This window comes from Neisseria perflava (genome assembly GCF_019334725.1).
Taxonomy (GTDB): domain Bacteria; phylum Pseudomonadota; class Gammaproteobacteria; order Burkholderiales; family Neisseriaceae; genus Neisseria; species Neisseria subflava_A.
This window is the reverse complement of sequence record NZ_CP079818.1, coordinates 763,934-783,502: the sequence shown is the minus strand read 5'-3', so window position 1 is coordinate 783,502 and position 19,569 is coordinate 763,934. Positions and strand designations below refer to the sequence as shown.

The window sequence follows — 19,569 nt, the reverse complement described above, 5'->3', positions numbered from 1 at the left end:
ATGAAGCAGCGTATAAAACAAACCATTGCCGCACTCAGCCTGAGCCTGCTCAGTCTGAGTGCGCAAGCTGCTACCGAGGGCGTGGACTATACTGTCCTCAGTCGCTCTATTCTGCAGCAACAAGCTGGAAAAATTGAAGTACTTGAGTTTTTCGGCTATTTCTGCGTTCATTGTTACCATCTCGATCCAGTTTTGTTGCAACACAGCAAAACCTTTGCCAAAGATGTTTCCTTACGGACAGAACACGTCGTTTGGATGCCTGAAATGTTAGGCTTGGCCAAAGTAGCCGCTGCCGTTAATCTTTCAGGTTTGAAATATCAAGCCAATCCAGTCATCTTCAAAGCAGTTTACGAACAAAAAATCAACCTGGCTGATACCAATGTATTCCGATCATGGGTGGGTAAACAGACGAGTTTTGACAGTCAAAAACTGCTTCAAGCCTATAACAGTCCTACTGCCGCATCGGCTGCTGCAAAAATGCAGCAATTGACGGAAACTTATCGAATTGAAAACACACCAACTGTCATCGTCGGTGGTAAATACAAAGTCAATTTCAACGGTACCGACTGGAAAGCCGGTATGAAAACCATAGACGAGCTCATCGTCAAAGTCCGCCGCGAACAATCCTCAAAACCACTTTAACTAATCAACAAAAGAAAGACGGCCTCAAGGCCGTCTGAAAACTTATGGACATTCTGATTTTATTCAAAGCACTTATTCTCGGTGTTATCGAAGGTTTAACCGAGTTTCTCCCTATTTCCAGTACCGGTCACTTGATTGTATTCGGTAACTTAATGAACTTTCAAAGCAACGGAAAAGTATTTGAAATTGCTATCCAGCTCGGTGCCGTATTAGCCGTCGTATTCGAATACCGCCAACGATTTACCCATATCATAAAAGGACTCGGTAAAGAACGGACAGCCAATCGCTTTGTACTGAATTTATTTATTGCCTTCATACCTGCCGCAATTGTGGGTCTATTATTCAGCAAACAAATTAAATTACACCTTTTCAACCCAATTACTGTTGCTACCATGCTGGTACTCGGTGGCTTCTTCATTTTATGGGTTGAAAAACGCCAAGTAACAGCCAAACCTAAAGTCAATCATGTAGATGATATGCGCCCAATCGACGCATTTGTTGTAGGATGCGCCCAAATTTGCGCCCTTATCCCTGGTACATCACGTTCAGGCAGTACCATCATGGGCGGTATGTTGTGGGGGCTGGAACGTAAAACAGCTACCGAATTCTCATTCTTCCTTGCCGTGCCGATGATGATTGCGGCAACAGGTTACGACATCTTAAAAAACTACAGACTCTTTACCTTGCAAGATGTCGGACAAATTACCATCGGTTTTATCGCAGCATTTATCGCCGGTTTATTGGCAGTAAAAGCTTTGCTGAAATTTGTCTCCAGTAAAAACTATGTGCCTTTTGCCTACTACCGCATCGTATTTGGTGGTCTGATTCTCCTTACTTGGATGCTGGGCTGGGTCAGCTGGAGCGAATAACCCCTCTCCCCCCAAAGGACGTGTCCACACACGTCCTTTTCTTTTGCCCTTTTTTCTTTTATCCCTTCAGACGACCACCCTATGCGCCAAATGGTTTACACTCCGCATCATTACCCCTAAATATCTCCTCACCGTCCGTACAGCTTCCCTTCACCTTCATCTTCCCGCACACTACCGCCGTCAACGACTCGTTCAAGCGTAATACTCTCGGCTCCGCCTCCCTGTCCAGAGCCACCGCCTTCAGGGTAAACTTCCCTTCCAGGATCCCCTTAGCCTGACCGTTCATCCGAATGCAGAAACCGCCCGCCTCCTTCACCGGCAGCTCCGGCCACTTCGTCGACGTCAGCTTAAAGCTGCCCTTTTTCGCATAGAACTGCTCCATAAAGCGCGCATTTTCCAGCAGGGCGGCATGAGCCGCACGCAAGTTGGCCGAACGGACTGACTCCCGATAGGCAGTCAATGCCGCCGTCGCCAATATCGAAACCAGCAGCATCACCACCAACAGCTGTATCAAGGAGTAGCCCCTCTGTACAGCTGCCCCATTCCGTTTTCCGTCAAATGCTTTTAAGTACATATCTTTCTTCCCTTTATCTTTATCTTTATCTTTGTATCCCTATCCGACAGGAGGCACCTTATCCGTTTGTCCCTTTACTCAATGGCCCCCATTGGTCCAAGTCTTCATTGCCACTGCCCATACAAAGCCGCCCGTCAGCCCGAACCGGCAAACGGTTCAGCCTCGGGGCGGCATACGGCAGTTAACCGTCAGGCTTATTTTTTCACGGCAGGCTGTGCGGCCTTAGGCGCGGCAGAAGAAACCGTCGCCTCCGCCTTTAACTTGTTCAGCACCGCATCACCGATGCCCTTCACGTTTTTCAGCTCCTCCACCGATTTGAACGCACCGTTCTTCTGACGGTATTCCACAATCGATTTCGCCTTAGCCGGACCGATACCCGGCAAAGCCTCCAGTTCGGCAGAAGACGCGGTATTGATATTCACGGCGGCCAAAGAGAATGCTGCACAGACGGCGGCAAATGCACCAAATAAAAATTTCTTCATCAGATTTTTTCCCATAACATATTTGATTGAATCAGTCAGGAAGCCTACCGAATGGTTTTATTCCACTCTGTAAACACTGTCACATACGCGCAGATAGGGCAACAGCTCATACCCACACAAATGCTTACGACATATTAACGCAAATATCGTTTGATTTCAAATATTCTAAACAGTTAACCATAACTTTCAGTACTTTTGTTCAAGAATAACAACAGAGTTGTCATCCTTTAATTTAAACAACAAGCATGCACGAACACTCAATAGGTATCGGAATGGGTATCGGTTCATCAATATCCTTGCACCCATTACCCTACCTCCTATCGTCAAACCGACAGAAACGACAGGTATATAAAAAGCCCCCGACATCAGTCGGGGGCTTTGGAATGGGTGTTTGGCGGTGACCTACTTTCACATGGAAGAACCACACTATCATCGGCGCTGAGTCGTTTCACGGTCCTGTTCGGGATGGGAAGGCGTGGGACCAACTCGCTATGGCCGCCAAACTTAAACTGTTACAAATCGGTAAAGCCTTAATCAATTATTTGGTGATGACTGAATCAGTCAGTAAGCTTTTATCTTTGAAGTTCTTCAAATGATAGAGTCAAGCCTCACGAGCAATTAGTATGGGTTAGCTTCACGCGTTACCGCGCTTCCACACCCCACCTATCAACGTCCTGGTCTCGAACGACTCTTTAGTGTGGTTAAACCACAAGGGAAGTCTCATCTTCAGGCGAGTTTCGCGCTTAGATGCTTTCAGCGCTTATCTCTTCCGAACTTAGCTACCCGGCTATGCAACTGGCGTTACAACCGGTACACCAGAGGTTCGTCCACTCCGGTCCTCTCGTACTAGGAGCAGCCCCCGTCAAACTTCCAACGCCCACTGCAGATAGGGACCAAACTGTCTCACGACGTTTTAAACCCAGCTCACGTACCACTTTAAATGGCGAACAGCCATACCCTTGGGACCGACTACAGCCCCAGGATGTGATGAGCCGACATCGAGGTGCCAAACTCCGCCGTCGATATGAACTCTTGGGCGGAATCAGCCTGTTATCCCCGGAGTACCTTTTATCCGTTGAGCGATGGCCCTTCCATACAGAACCACCGGATCACTATGTCCTGCTTTCGCACCTGCTCGACTTGTCGGTCTCGCAGTTAAGCTACCTTTTGCCATTGCACTATCAGTCCGATTTCCGACCGGACCTAGGTAACCTTCGAACTCCTCCGTTACTCTTTGGGAGGAGACCGCCCCAGTCAAACTGCCTACCATGCACGGTCCCCGACCCGGATTACGGGTCTGGGTTAGAACCTCAAAGACACCAGGGTGGTATTTCAAGGACGGCTCCACAGAGACTGGCGTCTCTGCTTCAAAGCCTCCCACCTATCCTACACAAGTGACTTCAAAGTCCAATGCAAAGCTACAGTAAAGGTTCACGGGGTCTTTCCGTCTAGCAGCGGGTAGATTGCATCTTCACAACCACTTCAACTTCGCTGAGTCTCAGGAGGAGACAGTGTGGCCATCGTTACGCCATTCGTGCGGGTCGGAACTTACCCGACAAGGAATTTCGCTACCTTAGGACCGTTATAGTTACGGCCGCCGTTTACTGGGGCTTCGATCCGATGCTTGCACATCTTCAATTAACCTTCCAGCACCGGGCAGGCGTCACACCCTATACGTCCACTTTCGTGTTAGCAGAGTGCTGTGTTTTTAATAAACAGTCGCAGCCACCTATTCTCTGCGACCCTCCAGGGCTTACGGAGCAAGTCCTTAACCTTAGAGGGCATACCTTCTCCCGAAGTTACGGTATCAATTTGCCGAGTTCCTTCTCCTGAGTTCTCTCAAGCGCCTTAGAATTCTCATCCTGCCCACCTGTGTCGGTTTGCGGTACGGTTCAATTCAAACTGAAGCTTAGTGGCTTTTCCTGGAAGCGTGGTATTGGTTACTTCATGTCCGTAGACACTCGTCATCACTTCTCGGTGTTAAGAAGACCCGGATTTGCCTAAGTCTTCCACCTACCGGCTTAAACAAGCTATTCCAACAGCTTGCTAACCTAACCTTCTCCGTCCCCACATCGCATTTGAATCAAGTACAGGAATATTAACCTGTTTCCCATCGACTACGCATTTCTGCCTCGCCTTAGGGGCCGACTCACCCTACGCCGATGAACGTTGCGTAGGAAACCTTGGGCTTTCGGCGAGCGGGCTTTTCACCCGCTTTATCGCTACTCATGTCAACATTCGCACTTCTGATACCTCCAGTACACTTTACAATGCACCTTCATCGGCCTACAGAACGCTCCCCTACCATGCCAGTAAACTGGCATCCGCAGCTTCGGTTATAGATTTGAGCCCCGTTACATCTTCCGCGCAGGACGACTCGACCAGTGAGCTATTACGCTTTCTTTAAATGATGGCTGCTTCTAAGCCAACATCCTGGCTGTCTGGGCCTTCCCACTTCGTTTACCACTTAATCTATCATTTGGGACCTTAGCTGGCGGTCTGGGTTGTTTCCCTCTTGACAACGGACGTTAGCACCCGCTGTCTGTCTCCCGAGGAACCACTTGATGGTATTCTTAGTTTGCCATGGGTTGGTAAGTTGCAATAACCCCCTAGCCATAACAGTGCTTTACCCCCATCAGTGTCTTGCTCGAGGCACTACCTAAATAGTTTTCGGGGAGAACCAGCTATCTCCGAGTTTGTTTAGCCTTTCACCCCTATCCACAGCTCATCCCCGCATTTTGCAACATGCGTGGGTTCGGTCCTCCAGTACCTGTTACGGCACCTTCAACCTGGCCATGGATAGATCACTCGGTTTCGGGTCTACACCCAGCAACTGTTCGCCCTATTAAGACTCGGTTTCCCTACGCCTCCCCTATTCGGTTAAGCTCGCTACTGAATGTAAGTCGTTGACCCATTATACAAAAGGTACGCAGTCACACCACAAGGGTGCTCCCACTGTTTGTATGCATCAGGTTTCAGGTTCTATTTCACTCCCCTCCCGGGGTTCTTTTCGCCTTTCCCTCACGGTACTGGTTCACTATCGGTCGATGATGAGTATTTAGCCTTGGAGGATGGTCCCCCCATATTCAGACAGGATTTCACGTGTCCCGCCCTACTTTTCGTACGCTTAGTACCACTGTTGAGATTTCGAATACGGGACTATCACCCACTATGGTCAAGCTTCCCAGCTTGTTCTTCTATCCCGACAGTTATCACGTACAGGCTCCTCCGCGTTCGCTCGCCACTACTTGCGGAATCTCGGTTGATTTCTTTTCCTCCGGGTACTTAGATGGTTCAGTTCTCCGGGTTCGCTTCGCTTATCCTATGTATTCAGATAAGGATACCTCCTAAGAGGTGGGTTTCCCCATTCGGACACCGCGGGATCATAGCTTTATTGCCAGCTCCCCCGCGCTTTTCGCAGGCTTACACGTCCTTCGTCGCCTATCATCGCCAAGGCATCCACCTGATGCACTTATTCACTTGACTCTATCATTTCAAGAACCTCTCTGACTTCGTTTACCTACCCGTTGACTAGGGAAGTAAACTTGAAATTCCTACTTTGATAAAGCTTACTGCTTGTTGTGTCTTAATCCTGCCTTTTGTGTTTCAGGATTAAGTCGATACAATCATCACCCAAATACTGTGTTTGTTTTCTTTTCTCTTGCGAGAGATTTTTCATCCTTTGCAAAGAACAAAAAATCAAAACAAACTCATTGTCTTTGTTTGTTGATTTCGGCTTTCCAATTTGTTAAAGATCGATGCGTCGATATTTCACTTCGCAAATCAAAATAAGCTGCTAAGTATAGCAGGCTTCCTTTGATTTGTAAAGTTCTTGGTGGAGGCAAACGGGATCGAACCGATGACCCCCTGCTTGCAAAGCAGGTGCTCTACCAACTGAGCTATGCCCCCGTTCTTGGTGGGTCTGGGAGGACTTGAACCTCCGACCCCACGCTTATCAAGCGTGTGCTCTAACCAGCTGAGCTACAAACCCGGATTCTCTTCTTAAGCGAATCTTGTCTTCACTCAAGCTTTTCTCTTCCGCATCTTTTACAGTTTACCGATAAGTGTGAATGCATCAGACCTCTTCTTTCTCTAGAAAGGAGGTGATCCAGCCGCAGGTTCCCCTACGGCTACCTTGTTACGACTTCACCCCAGTCATGAAGCATACCGTGGTAAGCGGGCTCCTTGCGGTTACCCTACCTACTTCTGGTATCCCCCACTCCCATGGTGTGACGGGCGGTGTGTACAAGACCCGGGAACGTATTCACCGCAGTATGCTGACCTGCGATTACTAGCGATTCCGACTTCATGCACTCGAGTTGCAGAGTGCAATCCGGACTACGATCGGTTTTGTGAGATTGGCTCCGCCTCGCGGCTTGGCTACCCTCTGTACCGACCATTGTATGACGTGTGAAGCCCTGGTCATAAGGGCCATGAGGACTTGACGTCATCCCCACCTTCCTCCGGCTTGTCACCGGCAGTCTCATTAGAGTGCCCAACTAAATGATGGCAACTAATGACAAGGGTTGCGCTCGTTGCGGGACTTAACCCAACATCTCACGACACGAGCTGACGACAGCCATGCAGCACCTGTGTTACGGCTCCCGAAGGCACTCCTCCGTCTCTGGAGGATTCCGTACATGTCAAGACCAGGTAAGGTTCTTCGCGTTGCATCGAATTAATCCACATCATCCACCGCTTGTGCGGGTCCCCGTCAATTCCTTTGAGTTTTAATCTTGCGACCGTACTCCCCAGGCGGTCAATTTCACGCGTTAGCTACGCTACTAAGCAATCAAGTTGCCCAACAGCTAATTGACATCGTTTAGGGCGTGGACTACCAGGGTATCTAATCCTGTTTGCTACCCACGCTTTCGAGCATGAACGTCAGTGTTATCCCAGGAGGCTGCCTTCGCCATCGGTATTCCTCCACATCTCTACGCATTTCACTGCTACACGTGGAATTCTACCTCCCTCTGACACACTCTAGTCACCCAGTTCAGAACGCAGTTCCCAGGTTGAGCCCGGGGATTTCACATCCTGCTTAAGTAACCGTCTGCGCTCGCTTTACGCCCAGTAATTCCGATTAACGCTCGCACCCTACGTATTACCGCGGCTGCTGGCACGTAGTTAGCCGGTGCTTATTCTTCAGGTACCGTCATCAGCTGTCGATATTAGCAACAGCCTTTTCTTCCCTGACAAAAGTCCTTTACAACCCGAAGGCCTTCTTCAGACACGCGGCATGGCTGGATCAGGCTTGCGCCCATTGTCCAAAATTCCCCACTGCTGCCTCCCGTAGGAGTCTGGGCCGTGTCTCAGTCCCAGTGTGGCGGATCATCCTCTCAGACCCGCTACTGATCGTCGCCTTGGTAGGCCTTTACCCCACCAACTAGCTAATCAGATATCGGCCGCTCGAATAACGCAAGGCCCGAAGGTCCCCTGCTTTCCTCCTCAGAGAATATGCGGTATTAGCTAATCTTTCGATTAGTTATCCCCCATTACTCGGTACGTTCCGATATATTACTCACCCGTTCGCCACTCGCCACCCAAGAAGCAAGCTTCTCTGTGCTGCCGTCCGACTTGCATGTGTAAAGCATGCCGCCAGCGTTCAATCTGAGCCAGGATCAAACTCTTATGTTCAATCTCTAACTTATAACTTCTGGTCTGCTTCAAAGAAACCGACAGGACAATGTCTAAAACATCATCTTGTCTGTCTTTCAAACAGTGTGAGGCCTAATGCACTCACACTTATCGGTAATCTGTTTTTTAAAGAGCGAATCGAATTATACAGTACATTTAGCAAATGTCAACTAAAATTATCGAAAATTCTAACTAACTGTGTTATACTGTCTGCTTCGTTTTCTTCACCGCGTCAGCAGCGAAGAACCGAACTATACGCCTCACAATAAAACCCGTCAACACCTTTCGCAAAATTATTTTCAGAAATTTAACCACCACCCTGTTTTAACAGGGTTTTTTATTTTATAAAAAACTCCAACAACCTTCCTACACAATCCATACATACAAAAAAACACAAAACAAAGGCCGTCTGAATTGCTCTTTCAGACGGCCTTTTGAATTTGACCCTCGCTTTAATTTATATTATTAGCGCTTGTTTTTTGGTATGATGCTTCCTTGATTCTTTTATATCAGCCTCGAGTTTGCTATGTCTGTCTATACAAGTGTTTCCGACACTCAAATGCGTGACTTCCTTCTGCAATATGATTTGGGAGATTTTGTTTCTTTGCAGGGGATTGCTCAAGGAATTACTAACAGTAATTATTTTTTGACTACTTCAACCGGTCGTTATGTATTGACTGTTTTTGAGGTTTTGAAATCAGAAGAACTGCCTTTCTTTCTAGAACTAAACCAGCATTTGAGTCTGAATGGTGTTGCCTGCGCTGCTCCGATTGCTCGCAAAGATGGCAGACTGCATTCTATTTTGGCCGGAAAACCGGCTTGTTTGGTTACTTGTTTGAATGGCTCGGATACCGGCTGGCCAACTGAGGCTCAATGCTTCCATACCGGTGCTATGCTGGCCAAAATGCATTTAGCCGGCCAAGACTTTCCTTTAAAAATGAAAAATCCTCGTTATGATGACTGGTGGCGCGATGCCTGCACTCAGTTGCTGCCTGTTTTAGATTCTGAGGATGCTGCACTGCTTCAATCTGAAATTGCAGCTTTAGATGAAAATCTAGGAGAGCATTTACCTTCCGGTATTATCCATGCCGATTTATTTAAGGATAATGTATTGCTTAACGGAGATGAAGTTTCCGGTTTTATCGATTTCTATTATGCGTGCAACGGTAATTTCATGTACGACCTGGCAATTGCGGTTAACGATTGGGCACGAACAGCTGATAACAAATTAGACCCTGTCCTTTATGATGCTTTTATCCATGGCTATGAAAGTGTACGTCCATTATCTGATGAAGAACGTGCATATTTCCCTACTGCACAAAGAGCCGGATGTATTCGTTTCTGGGTATCGCGCCTGCTTGATTTCCATTTCCCTCAATCAGGAGAAATGACGTTTATTAAAGATCCGAACGCATTTAGAGATCTGCTCTTGAGTCTTAAATAATATATAGATAAAAGGCCGTCTGAAATTCAGACGGCCTTTTATCTAATGCCCTCCCCCGCCGGAACCGCTAAATGGAGGTCTTGCCAGCCAAATAATGGGAATCATACTGATAAATATAATACTGCCTGCCAAAAAGATTTCATTTGAGCCAATAATAAAGCCTTGCTGGGAAATGGTACTATTTATCGCCTCCAAAGCCTGTTCCTTGCTCAGACCATTGGCCATCATGCCTTGAATAGATTGGTTGCTGATTGTGGACAATAAATTAACATGTTCGGTCAGTTGAGTATGGTGTAGAGCTTCGCGTCGTTCCCACATGGTGCTGACAACAGATACTCCGACACCACCCATAAAGACTCGCAAGAAGTTAGACAAGCTACTGGCCGAGGCAATTTGATTGCCTTTCATATGCGACAAGGTAATGCTCGTCAAAGGCAGGAAGAACATGGCTACGCCTAAACCCTGCCAAAACTGTGGCCAAACGACGTTGCTCATATCCATACCGGCATAGAAATCGGTTCGCCAATGGAATGTGTAAGCAAACACCAAGAAGCTGGCGCTGACAAACAGACGCATATCGACGCGATTGCCGAACTTACCTATAATCGGCGACAGAATAATCGGCAGGAAGCCCACCGGTGCAGCAGCCAGACCTGCCCAAGTAGCGGTATAGCCGAGATTTGATTGCAACACCAACGGCAGCAGGGTCAATGTGCCCATATAGACCATAAAGCCCAACGATGTAGCAACGACGCCTATCGTGAAGTTTCTATTTTTAAACAATGACAAATCGACAATCGGGTATTTCTCACCCAGCTCCCAAACAATAAAATATGTTAGGAATACCAAAGCGGTAACGCCCAAAACGATAATCTCTCCCGAGGCAAACCAATCCAATTCCTTGCCCCTATCCAGCATCATTTGTAATGCGCCGATACCGACAGTCATCAACACCAGCCCGACATAATCGATTGGCGCCCTGACGATTTCAGTTTCCCTATGTCTAAGCTGCTTCCAAGAAATAGTTGCAGACAAAATCCCGATCGGGATATTGATAAAGAAAATCCATCCCCAATGCCAGTTGTCCGAGATCCAACCGCCCAAAATCGGCCCCAATACAGGAGCAACAACGACGGTCATTGCCCATAAGGCCAGTGCCAATGTTCGTTTTTCTGGTGGATAGGAAGCCATCAACAGGCTTTGGGACAAGGGAATCAATGGTCCGGCGATGAAGCCTTGCAATACACGGAAAAAAACCAAGGCTTGAAGATTATGTGCAATGCCACACAGCCATGACGTGACGACAAACCCGATCACAGCGGCAATAAAGATTTTGACCTCGCCAAACCGCTTGGCCAAAAAACCCGTCAAGGGAACGGAAATGGCATTGGCTACGGCAAATGAGGTAATCACCCAAGTTCCCTGTGTGGTAGCCGCGCCCAAATCCCCTGCAATAACAGGCACGGCGACGTTGGCGATGGTGCTGTCCAAGACTTCCATAAATACGGCCAAGCTGAGCGCCAAAGTTGCCAACACCAGCTTAAACCCTTGTAACGGCGGATAATTCATATTTGTAAACTATAAGACAACCGCCAAAGCGGTCGGTTGAAGAGAATCAATATTTCAGACGGCCTGAGCCTTCAATAAAAGACTCAGGCCGTCTGAAAAGATTATTTTGCGTATTGCTCGAAGATTTTATCGACTAAAGCATCGGCGGCTTTCCAATCCACACTTTCTGTTTCCGGCAATGCAGTATTTCGTTCTGCTTCGGCAGTCATGGCTTTACCGCTGCCCTTCTCGGCAATATCAACTTTAACAGTCATCGACAAACCGACACGGAGCGGATTTTGTTGCAATTCTTTAGCATCCAAACTGATACGCACCGGCACACGTTGCACAACTTTAATCCAGTTGCCCGTTGCGTTTTGCGCCGGCAGTAATGAGAACGCACTGCCCGTACCGGCCGACAAGCCCATTACCTTGCCATGGTAAACCACTTTGCTACCATACAAATCGGCTGTCATTTCAACAGGCTGGCCGATTTTCATTTTGCGCAGTTGCGATTCTTTAAAGTTGGCATCCACCCACAATTCAGACAGGGGCACAACGGCCATCATCGGCGTACCTTGTGCGATACGTTGGCCGACTTGGACATTGCGTTTGGCAATTTGGCCGCTAATCGGCGAACGGATTTGCGTACGTTGCAGGTTCAGCCAAGCGTCTTTGATGTGGCTGATGGCCGTCTGAACTGCCGGTTGTTGGCGCAGAGGAATATTGTTGCCCAACGATGCCTGAGCAGAAACTTCTTCCGCCTCAACCGCTTTCAATGCAGCCTGAGCCTGAACCACAGCGGCGCGGGCATGGCTGAGTTCTTCGCCGGAAACCGCTTCCGTACCCGCCAAAGATTCACGGCGGCGCAAATCGGCTTGTGCACGGGCCAAATCAGCTTTGCGCAACAACACTTGTGCTTTGGCTTTTGAATTGACCGCAGTTTGCTGTTTGTTTTGACGAATGGCCTGAATCAATTCATTTTGCGCGCGATCGTATGCCAGCTGAAAATCGCTGTCGTCCAAAGCCACCAACACATCGCCTTTTTTCACGACATCCGTATCGTCATACATGACTTTGCGCACCGTGCCGTTAACCTGCGGCGTAATCATCACCAAATGACCGGCCACATAAGCATCTTCAGTTTCTTCTTCATGCTGCCAAAACAGGAAATACGCCAAAGCGAATCCGGCTGCCGCAATAAGGAATAGGAGTGTAACGATGACCAAATTGCGTTTGCGATGCGTTTTAGCGCCGGAAGCGGCTACTTCCGGTTCTTTTTGGACATTATTTTTTTCTGATTGAGTATCCATAAGTCCCAACTTTAATTCTGCACATGTGATAACGATATTATTGTCTTACTGGGCAGCTGACTTATACCCATCAGTCCCCAATATCCGCGTTTAACGCGCTAAAGAGTCATATTCTATAGTTACACTCTATTCATTACAATAATTTCTTCCGGTAGCAAATGTAAATAAGGTAAGCAAAAGGCCGTCTGAAATCACTTTCAGACGGCCTGCGTTTTAATAAAACGTTTATTTCTTATTTAATTTAAAGCCTCCGCCCAACTGGGCATTGAGGTTACTCCAAGCTGTCAGATATTCTGCATGGTATTGAACCGCCGACATTTTTGTACGCGCAGCTTCGTCTTGTTTTTGCAAAGCGGTTAAGCCGTTATCCAAACCTGCACGAACACGTCCTTTCGCATTTTGCACAGATTTATCGGCGATATTGACCATCTTATTCCAAGTATCTTGTCGGCTTTTCAGGCTTTGATAGTCCACTACGGCATCTGCCGCCGAACGCATGGCGTTCAAAACAGTTTGGTCATACACAGCAACCTGCTCGTTATATTGGGCACGTTTGCCCGCCAACTTGGACTGCAGCGCACCGGAAGTAAACAATGGCAGATTCAAAGCCGGAACGATGCCCAACATACCGGATGTCCGTCCACGAATCAGATTGAACGCATCAATGTGCGTCATACCTGCCAAAACTTTCAACTCGATATTCGGGTAAAACTCTGCCTCGGTCGATTTGACGATATGCCATTTCTCTTCAAGCAAGGCTTTTTGTGCCGCGATATCGGAACGGGCCGCCAACAAGTCCGCTTCAATACGGCTAACCGGCAATGACGGCACAGCCGCCATTTTTTCCGGAACCTGTCCATTCAATGCACCCGGCACTCGGCCGGTCAATACAGCCAGACTGTTGCGGATTTTCTCATTTTTCTGAGCCCATGCCGATTTTTCAAGCTGTAATTGCTGTTGCGCCATTTCCAGAGCGTGCAAGGCATCGGCAGGAGCCAGCTGCGCTTTAACGCGTTGTTGCATCAGTTTCAATGCTTTATCAGCCAGCTCTATGCGCGTATCCAGCAAAGCCAGTTGTTCTGTCGCCATCTGCCACGCAAAATATTGGGCGGCCACAGCATGAGCCAACTCGGTGCGGATATGATGCGCTTCATACACCGCAGCCCTACTTTTTCCTAAAACAGCTTGAATCTGCTCTCGGTTTTTACCCCAAAAGTCGAAAACCAAACTGCCTTGTAAGGCTGCGTGCGCCAAAACCAATGTATGGTCGGTATCGACCATACCGGCTTGAGGTTTGGGTGAAACATAGGTACCAATACCGGTTACACCCAAGCCGACTTGCGGTTTGTTTGCGGCTCCCACAACGCCCAGCTGCGCCTGAGCCTGCTCAAACCTTGCCTTGACGACACGCAGATTGGTAGACGTCTGAATGGCGGAAGCAATCAAATTGTTTAATTTTTTATCTTTCAGCTTCATCCACCAGCCGTCTTGGGCAGTAGCGGCAGATTGGCCTTGCGGCAGCGGATAGGCTGTTGTCTCATCCAGAGGCGACTGTTTGCCGAACGGCGCACATGCCGCCAACAGCGAAACAGCGGCAACGCATACGCTTGATTTGACCAAACCTAATTTCATACAGACTCCGTTTATGTGTGCCTGCCGCAGACCATCAGGCCGTCTGTTGTCAATTACCCAAACGGTTCAACAGCTTACCCAACAGGTGTTGCAGCGTATCATAATCCTCTTTCGTGAAATCTTCCCACGCCTGGCCGCTCTGACGGGCAATTTGCGGCCATACTTCGTGGATGAAGGTCTCACCCGAAGGGGTCAATTTTAGCACAATCTGACGGCGGTCTTTTTGATTGATATAACGCTCTACCCAGCCGCGCTCAACCATGTCGTCCGACAGGCGTGTGGCACTGGTGCGCGTCAAGTCCATCAGGTCGCTCAAACGTGAAGGCAGGATTTCGCTGTTTGGGCTGACGTAAACCGCCATCAGGGAAAACCACAGATTTTCATTGATGCCGAACGCTTTCAGGTTTTCGTTCAAATGGCTGCTCAAACGTTCGGTTACGATGCGCAACATGCGGGATACTTGGTTTTGCTGCTCTGGAAACTGCGGCAGACGGGTAGAAAGCAAACGCATTGCATTGACTAATTCGGTTTGTGAAAAACTCATAAATTCCTTCTTTCTGAGTGAGTTATTTTATTCGATATCAATTAAAATAAAATATGATGTAATAATTTACTTTAAGATACCAATTACTTACTTTAAGACGTTATACTAATTCAGATGATTATTTTAGTGTATGAAAATCTGATAATCGGTTACATGATCCTACTAAACGGAGTTTTCTATGCCTAAATCATGAAAATTCGACCATAAAAAAGGCCGTCTGAAACCTTGATGACAACTTTCAGACGGCCTCGATGACAGATTAAAATAAGCTTTTCCACTTAAACCGGATTCAAACCATGAACACTTCCGCCTTTTTCCCCCACATTACCCTTATCGGCGTCGGTTTAATCGGCGGTTCGTTCATGCTCGACCTCAAACGCTTGGGACTGGTGCAAACCGTTACCGGCATCGACACCAATGCCGACAACCTCAATTACGCACTCGAATGCGGCATCATCGACCATGCCTATCCGAATATTTGCGCCGAAAGCATTAGCAATGCCGATTTGGTTTTGATTGCCACTCCAGTCTCCGTCCTGCCTGACGTATGCCGCGACATCAAGCCCTTCTTAAAAGACACCGCCTGCGTTTCCGATGTCGGCAGCACCAAACAATCGGCACTCAATGCCTTCCGCACCCACTTATCCGACCGTCTGCCGCAATGTTTTGCCGCCCACCCGATAGCCGGCTCGGATCAAAGCGGCGCAAAATCCGCGCGTTGCGGTTTGTTTCAAAACAGCCGCCTTATCATTACGCTACACGGCCAAGAGGCTTCAGACGGCCTAAGACGGTTGAAAAGCCTGTGGCAGGCGGTTGGTTCGCAAATTTCGACCATGAGCGCCGAAGAACACGACAATATTTTTGCCGCCGTTTCCCACTTGCCGCACTTGGCCGCCTTTTCCTATGTCCACGCTTTGGTTGACCATCCGCACGGCAAAGACTACCTCCCCTATGCCGCCACCGGCTTTCGCGACTTTACCCGCATCGCTTCCAGCCATCCTGCCGTTTGGACAGACATCTGCATGGCCAACCGCCCTGCCCTGCTCAAACTGACCGGAGATTTGAAAGAACAATTATCCAAATTGGAACAACTCCTTTCAGACGGCAATAAAACCGAGCTTTACCGCTATTTTGAAGAAGCCGCACAAATGCGTAATGACTGGCTGAAAAACCGTTAAACCTGTTTTCAGACGGCCTGATACCTTCTCAGCTAAAATCTTCATCACAATAAAAAGGGCATCTGTTTAGATGCCCTTTTAGATTTCTTACAACTTCAATGTTTCACTCAGTCTTTCAAACGGAACTCAGCCGCTCTGGCGTGCGCGGTCAAGCTTTCGCCATGCGCCAACACGCTGGCGGTTTTGCCCAACTTCTGCGCACCTTGTTCTGAAACCTGAATCAGACTGGAGCGTTTTTGGAAATCATATGTTCCCAAAGGAGAAGAGAAACGCGCCGTGCGGCTGGTCGGCAAAACGTGGTTGGGCCCTGCACAATAGTCGCCAAGGCTTTCACTGGTATAGCGCCCCATGAAAATCGCACCTGCATGGCGGATTTTTTTCGCCCACGCTTGCGGATTCTCAACCGACAATTCCAAGTGTTCGGGAGAAATATAGTTGGCGATTTCGCAGGCTTCGTCCAAATCTTTAGCCAAAATCATTGCGCCGCGGTTGCCCAATGAAGCTTCAATAATCGCACGGCGCGGCATGGTTTCGATCAAGCGGTTCATGGCCGTCTGAACTTCGTCCAAATACGCTTGAGAAGTGCCGATCAAAATCGCTTGTGCAATTTCATCGTGTTCCGCCTGACTGAACAAATCCATGGCCACCCAATCGGCAGGCGTCGTGCCATCGGCAATCACTAAAATTTCAGACGGCCCTGCCACCATATCGATACCAACCACGCCGAACACGCGTCGTTTGGCCGCAGCGACAAAAGCATTGCCCGGGCCGGTAATCTTATCGACTTGAGGCACAGATTCCGTACCATAGGCCAAAGCCGCAACCGCCTGCGCGCCTCCGACCGTAAACACTTTGGTTACACCGGCCACAAAAGCAGCCGCCAACACAATATCGTTGCGCTCGCCTTTAGGAGTAGGAACGACCATGATGATTTCTTTCACGCCAGCAACGTGGGCAGGCATAGCGTTCATGATGACGGAACTCGGATAAGCGGCTTTACCGCCCGGAACATAAATACCGACACGGTCAAGCGGCGTAATCTGTTGGCCCAAAAGCGTGCCGTCTTCGTCTTCGTAAGTCCACGACTCCATTTTTTGGTGTTTATGGTAGCTTTCCACCCGTCTCGCGGCCGTTTTCAAGGCCGTCTGAATATTTTCAGGCAAACGCTCAAACGCAGACTGCAAATCGTCTTGCGTCAGGATTAAATCGTCGATAGTTTGAGCAGATGTACCGTCAAAGCGGTTGGTGTATTCAATCAGCGCCGCATCGCCGCGTTTTTGAACATCGGCGCAGATGTCGGCAACAATACGGTCGATTTCAGGATTTTGCGCGGTTTCAAAAGCGAGTAACGCTTTGAGTTTGGCTTGAAAATCAGGGGATTGGGTGTCGAGTTTCTTCATGGTTTGCTCTCTTCCTTGTTTCGTTCCTATTGTTTTCAGACGGCCTCAGTCACTCAAAGGCCGTCTGAACATTATCTTTTCAAAAAACCTTTTTTCTGCAAAAACGCTAACATATGCGGCCGCACAGGATTGCCCAAGGTTTTAGCCAGCGATTCCTTCCAAGGTATCGGACTGCCCTTGCGTAACTCATAATAATTCGCCACTGCCTGATTATAGACTTCAACCGCCTCGGCATTCAGGCTCGAACAAGCGTTTTCGGCATACACCATTTCCTTAGGCAGGCGCGGTTTGAGCGGCGGGTCTTGGTCGGGATAACCGAGACACAATCCCACCAAAGGCACGCAATAATCCGGCAGGTTCAATACGTCCGACACTTTTTGCGCATTATTGCGCAACGCGCCGATATACACGCCGCCCAGCCCAAGTGATTCGGCGGCAAGCAATACGTTTTGCGCCATAATGCCTGCATCGACCGCGCCAATCAGGGTTATTTCCGCCCAATCAATTTGCGCATCGGGAAACATCGCCTTGTGTTTGGAAAAATCGATGCAAAACAATAAAAATTCCGCACAATGGACAATATAAGGTGCGCTTCCTGCCGCTTCATGTATCCCCTGTCTCAGCTCAAGGTCGGATACGCGGATGATGGAAACACATTGCAGGTTGTTGGAAGTCGAAGCCTGTTGTCCGGCGCGAACCAGCGTATCGAGGATTTCATCGACAATCGGTTCGGAAGTAAACCTGCGGATGGAACGATGGGAAAGAATCGTATCGAGTGTCGGTTTGCTTTGCATCATGACGGGGCTTTCAAACTAGGTTGGCAGACAGGTTTTGCCAAAAACTTTTCAGACGGCCTTGGCGGCACTTTCAAATGCCTGAATAATCGGATTCAACAGCGCATATTTGGTTTTCAACGCCGCCTTGTTGACCACCAAGCGGCTGGAAATATCAGCCACATGTTCCACAGCTTCCAAACCATTGGCCTTCAATGTATTGCCGCTGGAAACCAAATCGACAATCGCGTCGCTCAAACCGACCAAAGGCGCAAGCTCCATCGAGCCGTACAGTTTGATGATGTCCACATGCACACCCTTGTCGGCAAAGTGTTCGGCGGCAATGTCGGGATATTTGGTGGCAATCCGCAAGCGGCTGCCGGGTTTGGAAACGGCGGCGTAATCGAAACCTTTTTTTACCGCAACCATCATGCGGCATGAGGCGATGTGCAAATCCAAAGGTTGATACAGGCCGTCTCCGCCATGCTCGATCAGTACGTCCTTACCGGCAATACCGAAATCCGCCGCACCATATTGGACATAAGTCGGCACGTCGGTTGCGCGCACAATCACCAGACGGATATTGTCATGATTCGTGCCAATAATCAGCTTGCGCGATTTTTCCGGCTCTTCTGCAGGCACAATACCGGCGGCCGCCAACAGCGGCAGGGTTTCCTCAAAAATTCGTCCCTTGGATAAAGCAACCGTTAACAGTGTGTCGGTCATTTTGTTCTTCTCCTTTGCCGTATCAAAAATAAGAAGGCCGTCTGAAATCCACAACCCATTTCAGACGGCCTCAACTACGTTTTTACAATAAAGTTTTCACATCAGCCGCAATCGTTTCTGGCTCGCTGCCATAAGGTGAGAAAATCGCCACTTCACCGTTTTTATCAATCAAATATGCACCTGAAGAGTGGTCGACCAAATAGTTTTCGCTGTCTTCTTTTTGGTTGACTTTAGCCGATACCACACGGTATTGCTGTTTGATGACAGGCAGGCTTTGATCGCCGGTAGCCGTCAGGCCGATAAAATCAGGGTGGAACTGTTTGGCGTATTTGCCGATTACTTCAGGCGTATCGCGCTCCGGGTCGATGCTGACAAATACTACTTTCACGTCTTTAGCCTGATCGCCCAATTGTTTCAAAGTATCGCTGTAAGTCAGCAACTCGGTCGGGCATACGTCAGGACAGTGGGTATAACCGAAAGACAGGATAACCACTTTGCCTTTCAAGTCGCTCAGGCTGAAAGGTTTGCCGTCGCCATCGGTCAATGTGAAGTCGCCACCAATATCTTCTTTGCGCATATCGGTACCACGCGCTTGCACTTTGGGTGCAGACTCACCGGAAGCAGCAGGCGCAGCAGAAGTGGCAGGTGTCGAAGAAGCCTCTTTGGCCTCTTCTTTAGGCTGACAAGCAGCCAGAGCAGCCAACGCAAAAGCACTGAGTAGGAAAGTTCGTGTAACGGAAAGCATAAATTTTCTCCAAAACCGTTTCAAATAAGTAAGGCCAAACAACTGCCCGGCCGATATAAAAA

General features: G+C 48.6%; 14 protein-coding genes, 2 tRNA genes and 3 rRNA genes. 4 read left to right on the top strand and 15 right to left on the bottom strand.

Annotated elements, in window-relative coordinates:
* Both LPB400_RS03790 and LPB400_RS03785 read left to right on the top strand, forming a co-directional pair.
* The gene (locus LPB400_RS03790) at nt 1-642 is read left to right on the top strand and encodes a thiol:disulfide interchange protein DsbA/DsbL (RefSeq protein WP_107768929.1); all 642 of its coding nucleotides are present in this window, start codon (nt 1-3) and stop codon (nt 640-642) included.
* A 44-nt stretch (nt 643-686) separates the two neighbouring features.
* Nucleotides 687-1,511: an undecaprenyl-diphosphate phosphatase gene (locus tag LPB400_RS03785; RefSeq protein ID WP_107792448.1), complete on the top strand. Its 825-nt coding sequence runs from the start codon at nt 687-689 to the stop codon at nt 1,509-1,511.
* Between the two features lie 79 nt (nt 1,512-1,590).
* On the opposite strand, the gene LPB400_RS03780 is transcribed toward LPB400_RS03785, so the two are convergent.
* The 7 genes from LPB400_RS03780 to LPB400_RS03750 form a co-directional block, all read right to left on the bottom strand.
* The gene (locus LPB400_RS03780; protein WP_219089457.1) at nt 1,591-2,085 is read right to left on the bottom strand and encodes a type IV pilin protein; all 495 of its coding nucleotides are present in this window, start codon (nt 2,083-2,085) and stop codon (nt 1,591-1,593) included.
* A gap of 194 nt (nt 2,086-2,279) precedes the next feature.
* Entirely contained in the window at nt 2,280-2,567 is a 288-nt protein-coding gene (locus tag LPB400_RS03775) for a ComEA family DNA-binding protein (protein ID WP_036472233.1), read from the bottom strand.
* A 389-nt stretch (nt 2,568-2,956) separates the two neighbouring features.
* Nucleotides 2,957-3,070, bottom strand: a 5S ribosomal RNA gene (gene rrf, locus LPB400_RS03770).
* Between the two features lie 94 nt (nt 3,071-3,164).
* Nucleotides 3,165-6,053 (bottom strand): 23S ribosomal RNA (locus LPB400_RS03765).
* A gap of 347 nt (nt 6,054-6,400) precedes the next feature.
* Nucleotides 6,401-6,476, bottom strand: a tRNA-Ala gene (locus LPB400_RS03760).
* A gap of 5 nt (nt 6,477-6,481) precedes the next feature.
* Nucleotides 6,482-6,558: transfer RNA gene (locus LPB400_RS03755), tRNA-Ile, on the bottom strand.
* Nucleotides 6,559-6,663: 105 nt separating this feature from the next.
* Nucleotides 6,664-8,204 (bottom strand): 16S ribosomal RNA (locus LPB400_RS03750).
* Together the 16S, 23S and 5S rRNA genes with 2 tRNA genes alongside form the textbook arrangement of a ribosomal RNA operon.
* A 526-nt stretch (nt 8,205-8,730) precedes the next feature.
* Here LPB400_RS03750 and thrB point away from each other — a divergent pair.
* Nucleotides 8,731-9,648 (top strand): homoserine kinase, encoded by a 918-nt coding sequence (thrB, locus tag LPB400_RS03745; protein WP_219089454.1) that lies wholly within the window; start codon nt 8,731-8,733, stop codon nt 9,646-9,648.
* 42 nt (nt 9,649-9,690) lie between these two features.
* Here the strand turns inward: thrB and LPB400_RS03740 are convergent, their stop codons facing one another.
* The 4 genes from LPB400_RS03740 to LPB400_RS03725 form a co-directional block, all read right to left on the bottom strand.
* Complete coding sequence (locus LPB400_RS03740) at nt 9,691-11,217, bottom strand: DHA2 family efflux MFS transporter permease subunit (protein WP_219089452.1); 1,527 nt, start codon at nt 11,215-11,217, stop codon at nt 9,691-9,693.
* Nucleotides 11,218-11,318: 101 nt separating this feature from the next.
* On the bottom strand, nt 11,319-12,509 hold the full coding sequence (locus LPB400_RS03735; protein WP_070591702.1) for an efflux RND transporter periplasmic adaptor subunit: 1,191 nt from the start codon (nt 12,507-12,509) through the stop codon (nt 11,319-11,321).
* Between the two features lie 225 nt (nt 12,510-12,734).
* A complete protein-coding gene (locus LPB400_RS03730) occupies nt 12,735-14,141 on the bottom strand; it encodes an efflux transporter outer membrane subunit (RefSeq protein ID WP_219089450.1) in 1,407 nt (468 codons plus the stop codon).
* Between the two features lie 49 nt (nt 14,142-14,190).
* The gene (locus LPB400_RS03725) at nt 14,191-14,685 is read right to left on the bottom strand and encodes a MarR family transcriptional regulator (RefSeq protein WP_004521040.1); all 495 of its coding nucleotides are present in this window, start codon (nt 14,683-14,685) and stop codon (nt 14,191-14,193) included.
* Nucleotides 14,686-14,981: 296 nt separating this feature from the next.
* Here LPB400_RS03725 and LPB400_RS03720 point away from each other — a divergent pair, with 296 nt between their 5' ends.
* Nucleotides 14,982-15,863, top strand: coding sequence for a prephenate dehydrogenase (locus LPB400_RS03720; protein WP_219089448.1), 882 nt, complete (start codon nt 14,982-14,984; stop codon nt 15,861-15,863).
* Nucleotides 15,864-15,970: 107 nt separating this feature from the next.
* Here the strand turns inward: LPB400_RS03720 and hisD are convergent, their stop codons facing one another.
* The 4 genes from hisD to LPB400_RS03700 all read right to left on the bottom strand — a co-directional run bounded on the left by hisD (nt 15,971) and on the right by LPB400_RS03700 (nt 19,507).
* The gene (gene hisD / locus LPB400_RS03715; protein ID WP_219089446.1) at nt 15,971-17,263 is read right to left on the bottom strand and encodes a histidinol dehydrogenase; all 1,293 of its coding nucleotides are present in this window, start codon (nt 17,261-17,263) and stop codon (nt 15,971-15,973) included.
* A 71-nt stretch (nt 17,264-17,334) separates the two neighbouring features.
* A complete protein-coding gene (gene nfsA, locus LPB400_RS03710) occupies nt 17,335-18,060 on the bottom strand; it encodes an oxygen-insensitive NADPH nitroreductase (protein ID WP_219089443.1) in 726 nt (241 codons plus the stop codon).
* Between the two features lie 48 nt (nt 18,061-18,108).
* The gene (gene hisG / locus LPB400_RS03705; protein WP_219089441.1) at nt 18,109-18,762 is read right to left on the bottom strand and encodes an ATP phosphoribosyltransferase; all 654 of its coding nucleotides are present in this window, start codon (nt 18,760-18,762) and stop codon (nt 18,109-18,111) included.
* An 82-nt stretch (nt 18,763-18,844) separates the two neighbouring features.
* The gene (locus LPB400_RS03700; RefSeq protein ID WP_070583489.1) at nt 18,845-19,507 is read right to left on the bottom strand and encodes an SCO family protein; all 663 of its coding nucleotides are present in this window, start codon (nt 19,505-19,507) and stop codon (nt 18,845-18,847) included.
* Between the last annotated feature and the right edge of the window lie 62 nt (nt 19,508-19,569).